This window comes from Streptomyces violaceorubidus (assembly GCF_000717995.1).
In the GTDB taxonomy this organism is placed as follows: Bacteria; Actinomycetota; Actinomycetes; order Streptomycetales; family Streptomycetaceae; genus Streptomyces; species Streptomyces violaceorubidus.
In genome coordinates, this window is record NZ_JODM01000006.1 from 212,294 (window position 1) to 224,986 (window position 12,693).

9 protein-coding genes and 2 pseudogenes are annotated in these 12,693 nt (G+C 74.1%); 5 read left to right on the plus strand and 6 right to left on the minus strand.

The window, feature by feature from the left end; genetic code table 11:
- Positions 1–22: 22 nt before the first annotated feature.
- Positions 23–1,066 (plus strand): NUDIX hydrolase, encoded by a 1,044-nt coding sequence (locus tag IE94_RS0111735; RefSeq protein WP_030182124.1) that lies wholly within the window; start codon positions 23–25, stop codon positions 1,064–1,066.
- Between the two features lie 45 nt (positions 1,067–1,111).
- Here IE94_RS0111735 and IE94_RS37910 read toward each other — a convergent pair.
- Positions 1,112–1,801 (minus strand): annotated as a pseudogene (locus IE94_RS37910) (MBL fold metallo-hydrolase); the annotation flags it as partial.
- Positions 1,802–1,876: 75 nt separating this feature from the next.
- Complete coding sequence (locus tag IE94_RS0111745) at positions 1,877–3,232, minus strand: dipeptidase (RefSeq protein ID WP_030182131.1); 1,356 nt, start codon at positions 3,230–3,232, stop codon at positions 1,877–1,879.
- Positions 3,233–3,376: 144 nt separating this feature from the next.
- On the opposite strand from IE94_RS0111745, the gene IE94_RS0111750 reads away from it, so the two are divergent.
- The 3 genes from IE94_RS0111750 to IE94_RS0111760 all read left to right on the plus strand — a co-directional run bounded on the left by IE94_RS0111750 (position 3,377) and on the right by IE94_RS0111760 (position 6,748).
- The gene (locus IE94_RS0111750; protein WP_030182134.1) at positions 3,377–4,645 is read left to right on the plus strand and encodes a geranylgeranyl reductase family protein; all 1,269 of its coding nucleotides are present in this window, start codon (positions 3,377–3,379) and stop codon (positions 4,643–4,645) included.
- 176 nt (positions 4,646–4,821) lie between these two features.
- Entirely contained in the window at positions 4,822–6,051 is a 1,230-nt protein-coding gene (locus tag IE94_RS0111755) for a sensor histidine kinase (protein ID WP_106977815.1), read from the plus strand.
- A gap of 31 nt (positions 6,052–6,082) precedes the next feature.
- The gene (locus tag IE94_RS0111760; protein ID WP_030182140.1) at positions 6,083–6,748 is read left to right on the plus strand and encodes a response regulator transcription factor; all 666 of its coding nucleotides are present in this window, start codon (positions 6,083–6,085) and stop codon (positions 6,746–6,748) included.
- Between the two features lie 79 nt (positions 6,749–6,827).
- On the opposite strand, the pseudogene IE94_RS35410 reads toward IE94_RS0111760, so the two are convergent.
- Together IE94_RS35410 and IE94_RS0111770 are read right to left on the minus strand one after the other, a co-directional pair.
- Positions 6,828–7,569: pseudogene (locus tag IE94_RS35410) on the minus strand (maleylpyruvate isomerase family mycothiol-dependent enzyme).
- A gap of 78 nt (positions 7,570–7,647) precedes the next feature.
- Positions 7,648–8,820: an MFS transporter gene (locus IE94_RS0111770; protein WP_030182143.1), complete on the minus strand. Its 1,173-nt coding sequence runs from the start codon at positions 8,818–8,820 to the stop codon at positions 7,648–7,650.
- Between the two features lie 279 nt (positions 8,821–9,099).
- Between IE94_RS0111770 and IE94_RS0111775 the strand changes: the two genes are divergently transcribed.
- Positions 9,100–10,344, plus strand: a complete 1,245-nt coding sequence (locus IE94_RS0111775; RefSeq protein WP_030182151.1) for an ROK family protein — start codon at positions 9,100–9,102, stop codon at positions 10,342–10,344.
- Positions 10,345–10,445: 101 nt separating this feature from the next.
- Here IE94_RS0111775 and IE94_RS0111780 read toward each other — a convergent pair whose 3' ends face one another.
- Entirely contained in the window at positions 10,446–11,825 is a 1,380-nt protein-coding gene (locus IE94_RS0111780; protein ID WP_030182153.1) for a GH1 family beta-glucosidase, read from the minus strand.
- 40 nt (positions 11,826–11,865) lie between these two features.
- On the minus strand, positions 11,866–12,693 hold the full coding sequence (locus IE94_RS0111785; protein WP_030182155.1) for a carbohydrate ABC transporter permease: 828 nt from the start codon (positions 12,691–12,693) through the stop codon (positions 11,866–11,868).

Genomic DNA, 12,693 nt, shown 5'->3' on the forward strand with positions numbered 1-12,693 from the left:
GGCCAACAGAAGAGGGGGACCTGTGACCGTCGTCTGGATCAACGGCGCGTTCGGTGCGGGCAAGACCACCACCGCACGGGAACTGATCGAACTGATCCCGAACAGCACGCTCTTCGACCCCGAGGTGATCGGCGGGACGCTCGCGCACCTGCTGCCGCCCAAACGCCTGGCCGAGGTGGGCGACTTCCAGGACCTGCCGATCTGGCGCCGGCTGGTGATCGACACGGCGGCCGCGCTCCTCGCCGACCTGGGCGGGACGCTCGTGGTCCCGACGACCCTGCTGCGCCAGGAGTACCGGGACGAGATCTTCGGCGGTCTCGCCGCCCGCCGGATCGAGGTCCGGCACATCCTGCTGGCCCCGGCCGAAACGATCCTGCGGGAGCGAATAGCCGGCCGCGAGGCACCGGACGGCCCGCCGGACGGCGAGACGCGGGTACGGCAGTGGTCCTACGACCACATCGCCTCCTACCGTGCCGCCCTCGCCTCCTGGCTCACCGCCGACGCCCATCCCGTCGACACCGGCACCCTCACCCCGTACGAGGCCGCCGTCCGGGTCGCCGAGGCCGTCGGCACCGGCGCCGTGCCGGCCTGCGAGATCGTGCAGACACCGGAACCCACCGGCGAGACCGTCGCCGCCGGCGTCCTGCTCTTCGACGAGCGGGACCGCGTGCTGCTCGTCGACCCCACCTACAAACCCGGCTGGGAGTTCCCCGGCGGCGTCGTCGAGCCCGGCGAGGCACCCGCCCGCGCCGGCATGCGCGAGGTCACCGAGGAGACCGGGCTCAGCCTCGACGACGTACCGGCCCTCCTGGTCGTCGACTGGGAACCGCCGGCACCGCCCTCCTACGGCGGTCTGCGGCTGCTCTTCGACGGCGGCCGGCTCGACACCGCGGACGCCGGACGCGTGCTGCTGCCGGGCCCCGAGCTGCGCGACTGGCGCTTCGCCACCGAGGACGAGGCCGCCGACCTGCTGCCCCCGGTCCGCTACGAGCGGCTGCGCTGGGCGCTCAGGGCCCGGGAGCGCGGGGCGGCCCACTACCTGGAGGCGGGCAGGCCCGTCGGCTGACCTCGGCCCGCCACCCCCGCGCGGACGACGTCGGCCCGCCGCCCCGTACGTCCGCGCCGACGCCCTCAGCACGTCCCCGGCCCGCGCGGTCACCGGATCCCCGTGCCCGAAACAGGCCACCTCCGTGTCGAGGTCCGCGAGCCGCCCGACGGAGGCGACGGCCCGGCCCCGGTCGATGTTGAACACGCCCAGCAGCACACCGCCGTCGACCGGCGAGGCGGCGACCGCGTCCCCCGTGAACAGCACGCCGTGGGCCGGGAGGTGCAGCGCGATGTTCCCGTCCGTGTGGCCCGGCGCGTGCACGACCCGGGCGCCTCCGCCGAAGTCCAGGACGTCGCCGTCCACCACCCCGGTCACCCGGGACGGCCGGGCGAAGTCGCCCGGCGGGAGCCGACGCACGGCGTGCTCGTGCAGCGGACGCTCCCAGTCCTCGAACACGGGCGGCGGACCGGGCACCTCGCCCCGCACGACGGGCGCCTCGGCGGTGTGCGCCACCACCTCGGCCCCGGTGAGCGCGGCGACCTCCCGCGCGCCGCCCGCGTGGTCCTCGTGGAAGTGGGTGAGCACGAGCCGCCGTACCCGGCCGGCGGCCCGCGCGGCCTCGGCGATGCGCGCACCGTACCCGGCGGGTCCGGCGTCGATCAGCGTCACCTCGTCCCCGTCGCGCCAGAGATACGCCTGACCGACCGGGAAACGCAGCAGACTCAGGCGCGGAAGCAGTTCGACGACGTCCATGCGGCGACCGTGGGCAGGGCCCCGCCGGGTGGCGAGGCCCCTTTGCCGACGGCAGAACCGGGAACCCGGCCGGGATCAGCTCGCCGCGTAGTTGCGCAGGAAGTGGGCCTCCGCCACCGACAGCCGCTCCAACTCCTCGGGGGACACGCTCTCGTTCACGGCGTGGATCTGGGCCTCCGGCTCGCTCAGGCCGATCAGCAGGATCTCCGCCTCCGGGTAGAGGGACGCCAGGGTGTTGCACAGCGGGATGGAACCGCCCTGACCGGCGTACTGCAACTCCTCACCCGGGTACGCCACCGCCATCGCGTCCGCCATGGCCTGGTACGCCGGGCTCGTGGTGTCGGCGCGGAACGGCTGACCCTGGCCGATCTGCTCGACGCGCACCCGCGCGCCCCACGGCGTACGCGTCTCCAGGTGGGCCCGGAGCAGCTTGGTGGCCTCGGCGGCGTCCACGCCCGGCGGCACCCTCAGGCTCACCAGCGCCCTGGCACCCGCCTGCACCGACGGGGTGGCGCCGACGACCGGCGGGCAGTCGATGCCGAGCACCGTGACCGCCGGCCGCGCCCAGATCCGGTCGGCGACCGAGCCGGAACCGATCAGCTCGACGCCGTCCAGCACCCGCGCGTCCCGGCGGAACTGCTCCTCGTCGTAGGCCAGGCCGTCCCAGGTGCTGTCCGCCGCCAGCCCGTCGACGGTCGTCGAGCCGTCCTCCGCCCGCAGCGAGTCCAGTACGCGGATCAGGGCGGCCAGCGCGTCGGGCGCGGCACCGCCGAACTGGCCGGAGTGCAGGTTGCCTTCGAGCGTGTCGACCGTCACGCGCAGCATCGTCATGCCGCGCAGTGTGGCGGTGACCGTGGGCAGACCGACCCGGAAGTTGCCCGTGTCGCCGATGACGACGGTGTCCGCGGCCAGCAGCTCGGGGTGCGCCTCGGCGTACCGCTCCAGACCGCCCGTGCCCTGTTCCTCCGAACCCTCGGCGATCACCTTGACGTGCACGGGCACCCCGCCGTTCGCCTTCAGCGCGCGCAGCGCCAGCAGGTGCATGAGTACGCCGCCCTTGCAGTCCGCGGCGCCCCGCCCGTACCAGCGGCCGTCGCGCTCGGTCAGCTCGAATGGCGGAGTGGCCCATCCGGCCTCGTCCAGCGGCGGCTGCACGTCGTAGTGGGCGTAGAGCAGCACCGTCTTCGCGCCCTCGGGCCCCGGCAGGTACCCGTACACCGACTGGGTGCCGTCCGGCGTGTCCAGCAGCTCCACGTCCTGGAAACCCTCGGCGCGCAGGGCCGCCGCTATCCAGTTGGCGGCACCGACGCTCTCGCTGCGCGGGAACTGGTCGAAGTCGGCCACCGACTTGAAGGCCACCAGCGCGGCGAGTTCCTCCTTCGCGCGGGGCATCAGCGAAGCGACGGTCTCGGCGACCGGATTCGACGACATGGGCACGCTCCTTGTGGGTGCGACGTTGTACCAAGGAGTACTTGGAATGACGGGCCGATCCTCCCACAGTGGCCTGCGGCGATGCCCGCCGTAGGATGCGGGGGTCAGGTGCGGCATGCGGTTTGATCGGAGCAGTAGACCATCGTGAGCAGCGAGAACTCTTCGGCGGACGACGCGCGTCAGGTCTGGGACGTCGTCGTGGTGGGCGCGGGACCGGCAGGGGCCTCGGCCGCCTACGCGGCAGCGGTCGCGGGGCGCCGCGTGCTGTTGCTGGAGAAGGCGGAGCTGCCCCGCTACAAGACATGTGGCGGCGGCATCATCGGGCCCTCGCGCGACACCCTCCCACCCGGCTTCGAGCTGCCCCTGCGGGACCGTGTGCACGCGGTGACCTTCTCGAACAACGGGCGCTTCACCCGGACCCGGCGCTCCCGGCAGATGCTGTTCGGGCTGATCAACCGGCCCGAGTTCGACCTGCAGCTCGTCGAGCACGCCCAGAAGGCGGGCGCCGAGCTGCGCACCGGGGCGACGGTCAGCCGGGTGGAGCAGCACGGCTCGGCGGTGCCGGACCGGCGCACGGTCGCCGTCGTCCTCCAGGGCGGCGAGACGGTACTGGCCCGGGCCGTGGTCGGCGCGGACGGCAGCGCCAGCCGGATAGGCGCGCACGTCGGGGTGAAGCTCGACCAGGTCGACCTCGGCCTGGAGGCGGAGATCCCGGTGCCGGAGCCGGTCGCCGAGGACTGGAAGGGCCGGGTGCTCATCGACTGGGGCCCGATCCCCGGCAGTTACGGCTGGGTCTTCCCCAAGGGCGACACGCTGACGGTCGGGGTGATCTCGGCGCGCGGCGAGGGCGCGGCGACCAAGCGGTACCTGGAGGACTTCATCGCCCGGCTGGGGCTGGCCGGATTCGAGCCCAGCGTCTCCTCGGGCCACCTGACGCGCTGCCGCGCGGACGACTCGCCGCTGTCGCGCGGCCGGGTCCTGGTCTGCGGGGACGCGGCCGGGCTCCTGGAGCCGTGGACCCGCGAGGGCATCTCCTTCGCCCTGCGCTCGGGCCGGCTCGCGGGGGAGTGGGCGGTGCGCATCTCCGAGGCGCACGACGCCGTGGACGCGCGCAAGCAGGCCCTGAACTACGCGTTCGCCGTCAAGGCCGGTCTGGGCGTGGAGATGAGCGTCGGCAAGCGGATGCTGGCGGTCTTCGAGCGTCGGCCGGGCCTCTTCCACGCGGCCCTGACCGGCTTCCGGCCGGCCTGGAAGGCGTTCAAGGAGATCACGCAGGGCTCGACCTCGCTGGGTGAGCTGGTCCGCAGTCACCCGCTGGCGCACCGGGCGCTGGGGGCGATGGACCGGCGGTCCGAGCCGTCGGCGCCGTCCGAGCCGCCCACGCCGTCCACCGGGGAGGAGACCGGCGCCTGAGCGTCGGCGCCCGGCCGTCGGCGCCCGGCCGTCGGCGCCCGGCCGTCCTCGTCGGCGGCGGTCCGTCGGCGGTGCCAGGAGGCCGGCGCGTGCACGGGCGTACTTCGCGGGGAGTACGGGCGATCGCCACGCGCGGGTGACGCCGTCCGCGGTGCCCGGCGTCTAGCGTGGCGGACATGGACGGACAGCGCGGGCGCGAGGGCCGGGCGCCCGAGTGGTGGCGGCACGGGCCACCGTGGTGGAGCCTGCGGGGCGAGGAGGAGCGGCGCCCCCGGTGGCCCTGGCGCTCCACCGTGCTCATCACGGTCCTCGTGCTGTTCGGCTCGCAGTTCGCCGCCCACGCCCAGGAGGGCGAGCGGGCCGCCCTGGACCCCTTCGCCCGCGCCCTGCTGTTCGTGACGGGAGCCGCCCTGCTGTGGCGGCAGCGCCACCCGGTGCCGGTCGTGTTCGGGACGGCGGTCGCCAGCCTGGTCTACCTGGGCGCCGGATACCCGTACGGGCCGGTTCTCGTGGCCGTCGCGGTGGCCTGCTTCAGTGCCGTCGTCGCCGGGCACCGCAGGGCGGCGTGGGCGGCGATGGGAACGCTGTGGGCCGGGCACGCCCTCGTGGCGCACTGGCTCTACCGATGGCTGCCGCCGTCCGGTGACTCCGCCGCCTCGTGGGGGCAGGAACTCGTGGTCGCCGCCTGGGTGGTGGCCGTCGCGGCCCTGTCGGAGGCGGCCAGGGCCCGCCGCGAGCAGTGGGCGCGGGAGCGGGACGAGCGGGCCCGGGCGGCGCGGCGGCGCGCGGACGAGGAGCGGCTGCGGATCGCCCGCGAGCTGCACGACGTCCTCGCCCACAGCATCTCCGTCATCAACGTGCAGGCAGGCGTGGGACTGGCCCTCCTGGACACCGACCCGGAACAGGCCCGCACCGCGCTCAGCACCATCAAGGACCAGAGCAAGGAGGCGCTCGGCGAGGTGCGGCAGGTACTCGACACCCTGCGCACACCCGGGGACGCGCCGCGCGCTCCGGCCCCCGGCCTCGACCGGCTCCCCGAGCTGGTCGAGCAGGCGGCGGGCGCGGGCCTCGCCGTCGAGGTGGAGGGGAAGCCGCCGCGCCTGTCGCCCGGCACCGACCTGGCCGCGTTCCGCATCGTGCAGGAGGCGCTCACCAACGTCGTACGGCACTCGGGTTCCCGGCACGCGCGGATCCGCCTCGACCGGGACGGGGACACGCTGCTGCTGCGCGTCGACGACGACGGCCCCGCGACGGGCACCGATGCGGGCGGCAGCGGCAACGGGCTGGCCGGGATGCGGGAGCGCGCGGCGGCGCTGGGTGGCACCATCGAGGCGGGCCCGCGTCCGGACGGCGGCTTCCGCGTGCGGGCGGCCCTGCCGATCGACGTGAAGAAGGCGGCCACGTGACATCTACGACGCAGCCCGAGGTGGACGACCGGTGATCCGGGTACTGCTCGCCGACGACCAGTCACTGGTACGGGCCGGTTTCCGGGCGCTGCTGGACGCGCAGGCGGACATCGAGGTGGTCGCCGAGGCCGCCGACGGCGAGGAGGCGGTGCGCGCGATCCGCGAACTGCGCCCCGACGTCGTCCTCATGGACATCCGCATGCCTCTGCTCGACGGCCTCGCCGCCACCCGCCGGATCACCGGCGACCCGGGGCTGCACGACGTGAGGGTGGTCATGCTCACCACTTTCGAACTCGACGAGTACGTCTTCGAGGCGATCCGCTCCGGGGCCTCCGGCTTCCTGGTCAAGGACACCGAGCCCGAGGAACTGCTGCGCGCCGTGCGGGCGGTGGTGGACGGCGACGCGCTGCTGTCACCGGGGGTGACGCGCCGGCTGATCGCCGAGTTCGCGGCCCGTTCCAAGGAGCCCGCGGCGGCCGGTGAGATGGCCCGGCTGACCGAGCGGGAGCGCGAGGTGATGGCCCTGGTCGGCATCGGACTGTCCAACGAGGAGATCGCCCGCCGGCTGGTCGTCAGCCCGCTGACCGCCAAGACCCACGTCAGCCGCACCATGGTGAAGCTGGGCGCCCGCGACCGGGCCCAACTGGTCGTCCTGGCCTACGAGTCGGGCCTGGTGCGCCCGGGCTGGCTCGGCTGACCACCGGGCGGGTACCGGGCAGGACACCCGCGGCGGTCCTCGGGAACGGCGGCCCTTCGGCCGACCGCCGCCGCCCGGCTCACTTCCAGGTGACGCCGGACCGCTCGCGCCACAGCGCCGCGAGCGTGCCGTCGCCGGTCACCCGCGGGAAGGGCCGGCGGTTCCACAGCGCCGGGTAGAGGAGCGCGGCGGGGCCGGACAGCTCGCAGTCGGCGTCCCCGGTGTCCTCCCGGACGGTCACCGGTGGCTGCGCGGACAGCCGTACGGTCCACACGGCGTCCGGCGCGTCCGTGGCGCGCACGCGCAGGGTGCGGGGCTCCTCGGTGCGTACGGCGCTCTTCTCACGGGCGTGGAAGGCGCACAGCAGCTCGTCGATGCCGTCCACCGCGAAGTCCACGCCGGTGCCGGTGGGTTCACCGCCGCGGGCCCGACTCGGCGTCGATCCGGTGCACGGTCGTCTCGTGCGCCTGCCGCCGGGCCCAGAAGGCCAGCGGTGACGGCGCGGGCATGAAGTGCCAGCACCGTACGTCGGGCGCTGCGTCCGCGAGGGTGTCGACGAGCCGCCGGTGTCCCTCCCGGAACCAGGTCAGGAGCGGGGCGCCGTCGAGGTCGGGCAGGTCGGCGGCGGGCCGGGGGCCGGTGCGGCCCTCGGCGACGAACGCCGTCGCCCAGCGGTGCACCGTCCCCGTGTGCCGCACCAGGTCCCGCACCCGCCAGCCGGGGCAGGTCGGCACCTCGGCGTCGCTGCCCGCCGCCTCGGCGGCCGCGGCCAGCAACGCACCTTGACGGTCCAGGATCTCGACGTACACGGCGGTCTTCATGGCAGCGAGTGTGCCGCATGGAGCGGACTTCCAGGCAGCCTCCCGGGGCACATTCCCGAGGGACGGCGGCGGCACGGCTCAACCGGCAGGCGCCGCACGCCGCGTGGCGACCGCGACCAGCACCGCCACCGCCGCCAGCGCGGCCACACTGGTGAGGGCGGCGGGCAGGGTCAGCCAGTCGGCCATGAAGCCGATCGCGGGCGGACCGAGCAGCATGCCCCCGTAGCCCAGGGTGGAGGCGGTCGCCACCCCACCGGGGCCCCCGAGCGCGCCGGCCCGCTCGATGGCGACCGGGAAGATGTTGGCGAGCCCGAGACCCGTGATCGCGAAGCCGAACAGGGCCGCCCCCACGGACGGGGCGAGCGAGCCGAGGAGCATCCCGGCCACCGCGGTGGTGCCGCCGGCCACCACCGTGGCCGTCCGGCCCAGGCGTTCCAGCAGTGTCGTCCCGGTCAGCCGGCCGACCGTCATGGCGAGCGCGAAACACGAGTAGCCCGCCGCCGCCAGGCCGGGGGAGGCGTCGAGATCCTGCTCCAGGTGCAGGGCACCCCAGTCGGCCATCGCGCCCTCGCCGTACGCCGTGCACAGCGCGATCAGACCGAAGGTGACGACCAGGCGGCGGGTACGGCGGTCCCGGGGGCCCGGGGTGCCGTCCCGCTCGGGCGTGCGCTCCGGCGGCACGGCGGGCTCGCAGCGCAGCAGGGCACGGCCCGCGAACAGGGTGACCAGCAGGCCCGTCACGGTGAGGGCGAGCAGGTGCCGCGTCGGCGACAGCGACCCGGCGACCAGTCCGCCGAGCCCCGCGCCGACCATGCCGCCGAGGCTGAACGCCGCGTGGAAACCGGGCATGATCGGGCGTCCCAGCACGGCCACCAGATCGACGGCGGCGCTGTTGAAGGCGACATTGATCCCGCCGTACGCGCTGCCGAAGACCAGCAGGACGGCACCGAGGGCGAGCGCCGAGTGGGTGAGCGGGGGCAGGGCGATGCTGAGGCAGAGCAGGACCGCGCAGGCGACGGTGACGGGGTGGCTGCCGTAGCGGCGGACGAGCCGTCCGGTCAGGGTCATGGTGACGACGGCGCCCGCCGAGACGCCGAGCAGGGCGAGCCCCAGGGCGCTGGCGGAGGCACCGGTCTGCTCCTTGATGGCGGGGATGCGGACCACCCAGCCGGCGAAGACGAAGCCGTCGAGGGCGAAGAAGGCGGTCAGGGCGATGCGGAGACGGGTGAGATCGTCGCGGGTGCCCGGCACGGCGCTGTGCGATCGGGCTTTGTTTATTTGCGGCACAAAATCAGGCTAGGTGCCGGGCGGGGCACGCGGCAAGGGCGCCGTCGGCGGCAGCCCCCGTAGCAGGGGACCGCGTCGGGCGGCTCGCGACGAGAGGTGCCGGGACGCCAGCTACGCCGACCACGCCTGCGAGGTGTACGCCAGGACCGGCGCCGACGGCCTGAACCGGGGGGAACCTGCCCGCCCAGCGGCGAGAGCACCCGGGAGGCGGTGCTCCGGGTGTCGCATACGCTCGACAGCACCATGATGAACAACCTCACCCCCCTGGAGCCGAAGGCCGACAAGGCCACGGTCAGACGGCACAACCTCAGCCTCGTCCTGAGGGCCGTGCACGACGCGGGGGAGGCGACCAGGGCCGGTGTCGCCACGCATGTCGGACTGACGCGCGCGGCGGTGTCGTCCCTGGTCGAGCAGTTGCTGGAGTACGGCTTCGTCTCCGAATGGGGCAAGACCAGCAGCGGCCAGGCGGGACGGCCCGGCACCGTCCTGAAGGTGTCCCGCTCGGGTCCGGCGGGCCTCGGCGTCGAGGTCAACATCGACTACATCGCGGTGTGCGTCGTCGACCTGGCCGGCACCGACCGGGTGCGGCTCGTGGAGCACGTCGACAACCGCGGGGTCCAGCCCTCCGAGGCCCTGGCCCGCGCGGCCCGGCTGGCGGCCCGCGCCATCGGCTCGGCGGCGGAACAGGACCTCGCGCCGGCCGGCGCCCACATCGCGCTGCCGGGCCTGGTGACCGGCGGTACCGTGCGCCAGGCACCCAACCTGGGCTGGCAGCGGGTCGCCGTCGAGGGGCTGTTCGCCCAGGCGCTGCTCGCCCTGCGCCCCGCCCACCGGCCGCTGCCGGTCAGCTCCGACAACGAGGCCAACGCCGCAGCCCTCGCCGAGCTGTGGTTCGGCGCCGGCACCGAGGGCGTGCGCAGCTTCCTGTACCTGACCGGCGAGATCGGCATCGGCGGCGCCCTCGTGCTGGGCGGCGAGCTGCTGCGCGGCGCGCACGGCTTCGCCGGGGAGATCGGGCACATGGTCGTCGACCCGGAGGGCCCGCTGTGCCGGTGCGGCGCCCACGGCTGCCTGGAGCAGTACGCCGGACAGGCCGCGCTGCTCACGGCCGCCGGCATCGACGCGGACGCGGGTGGCGCCCAGGGCGTCGCCGAGCTCGGACGCCGTGCCCGGCGGGGTGAGCCGTCCGCGCTGTCGGCGATCGAGCGGGCCGGGCGGCAACTGGGCGTCGTGGTCTCGGGCGCGGTGAACCTCTTCGACCCCGAGGCGGTGATGCTCGGCGGTGTCTACCGCGAGCTGATGGACTGGCTCGCCCCCGCCGTCGACCGCGAACTGGCCCGGCGCGTGGTGTCCGGGCTGTGGAGCGAGGACGGCAAACGGCTGCGGGCCGCGTCCTCGCTCGGCGACGCGGCCCGGGGTGCGGCCGGAGTGATCGTCCGCGAGGTGCTGGCCGACCCGGCGGCGTACGCGGAACGGGACGCGGGCTGACGCGGGGGCGGCCGTCCGGCACCCGCCCCCCGCACCCGGCCCCCCGGACCCGGGCCGGCTCACCCGGCCCGGCTCACCCGGTCGGGCTCACCCGGCCCGGCTCACCCGCGGTTCGCGGCGATCATCTCCCGGTACCAGCGGTAGCTGTCCTTCGGCGTGCGCTCCTGCGTCTCGTAGTCGACCCGCACGATGCCGAAGCGCTTGTCGTAGCCGTACGCCCACTCGAAGTTGTCCAGCAGCGACCACACGTAGTACCCGCGCACGTCCACGCCCGCGTCCATCGCCGCCCGCAGCGCGGTGAGGTGGTCGCGGAGGTAGGCGACCCGGTCGGTGTCGTGCACCGTGCCGTCGGCGGTGGGCGCGTCGTCCTCCGCCGAACCGTTCTCCGTGATGTGGACCGGCGGGAGCGCGTCGCCGTACCGCTGCTTCAGGGCGACGAGCAGGTCGGTGAAGGTGTCCGGCACGACCGGCCAGTCCATCGCCGTGTGCCGCACTCCGGGATGCCGTACCTCCACGTAGCGGTTGTCCGTCGCCACGCGCCGGGCCGGGTCGCTCTCGCGGTGGGGGGCGTCGGCGACCACGATCGGCCGGTAGTAGTTGACGCCGAGGAAGTCCAGGGGCTGGGAGATCAGCTCCAGGTCGCCGTCGCGCCGGAAGTCCGCCCCGGTGATCAGCTCGCCCCAGGTCTCCTCCTCGGTGGCCGGGTAGCGGCCCGCCAGGATCGGCTCGGTCCACACCAGATTGTGCTGGGTGTCCGCGCGGACCACCGCCGCCAGGTCGGCGGGGGAGTCGGTGGCGGGCAGGTTGCGGTCCAGGTTGAGCGTGATGCCGACCTCGCGCACCCCGGCCGCGCGCAGCGCCTTCACGGCCAGGCCGTGTCCGACCAGGAGGTGGTGGGCGGCGGCCAGCGCGCCCCGGCCCTCCTTGGCGCCGGGGGCGTGCCGGCCGATGGAGTAGCCGAGGAAGGAACTGCACCACGGCTCGTTGAGGGTGATCCAGCGCGGTACGCGGTCGCCGAGGTGCTCCGCGACCACCGCCGTGTACTCGGCGAACCGCTCCGCCGTCTCCCGTACCCGCCAGCCGCCCCGGTCTTCGAGTGCCTGCGGCAGGTCCCAGTGGTAGAGGGTGGCGGCCGGTTCGATGCCCGCCGCCAGCAGTTCGTCCACCAGACGGGAGTAGAAGTCCAGGCCCTTGGGGTTCACCGCGCCCGAGCCGTCCGGCACGATGCGCGGCCAGGCGATCGAGAAGCGGTAGGAGTCCACACCGAGGTCGCGCAGCAGGGCCACGTCCTCGGGGTAGCGGTGGTAGTGGTCGCAGGCCACGTCACCGGTGTCGCCGTTCACCACCAGGCCCGGGGTGCGGCTGTAGGTGTCCCAGATCGACGGACCGCGGCCGTCCTCGGTCGCCGCGCCCTCGATCTGGTACGAGGCGGTCGCGGCGCCGAAGACGAAGCCGGGCGGGAAACCGGGGTAGTCACTCATGCTGTGCTGCTCATCTCCGTGCTTGCGGGGCGTGCGAGGTTCACTTGACGGAACCGCCGGTGATGCCGGCGGCGATGTACTTCTGGGCGAGGACGAGGAGGATCGCGGCGGGCACCGCGGACAGCACCGACGCGGCCATCACCGAGCCCCAGTCGCCGACGTGCGCGCCGATGTACTGGTAGATGCCCAGCGTGATGGGCTTGACGTCGTCGGTCGTGTTCAGGGTGAGCGCGAACATGAAGTCGCTCCACGAGAACAGGAACGCGAACAGGCCCGAGGTGATCAGCGAGTTGCGGCTCATCGGCAGCACCACCCGGACGAAGGTGCGCACCGGCCCGGCCCCGTCGATCTGCGCCGCCTCGATCACCTCGCCCGGGATCGACACCATGAAGGAGCGCATCAGCACGATGGAGAACGGGATGCCCAGCGACGCGTCCGCCAGCATCAGGCCGAAGTAGGAGTTGACCAGCCCCAGGTCGACGTAGGAGTTGTAGAGCGCGTTGGCGATGACGATGCCCGGCACCATCTGGGTGATCAGGGTGCCGAAGACGATGGTGCGCGAGCCGCGCAGCCCGAACCGCGCGAGACCGTAGGCGGCGGGCGCCGAGATCGCCAGGCAGATGGCGACCGCGCCGAGCGAGACCGCCAGCGAGGTCACCAGGTGCCCGCCCTGGTCGCTGATCGCCTTGGAGAAGCCGGACAGGTCCAGGCTGCCCGGCACCGGGTCGACCTGGAGGAGGCCCGAGTCGGGCTGGAGCGCGGTGTTGAGCATCCAGTACAGCGGAAAGAGCATCACGCACAGGATGAGCACGCCGGCGACGGTGGAGCCCCAGCGGCGCCGGGAGGCGGTGGGCGTGTGGGAGGCCAT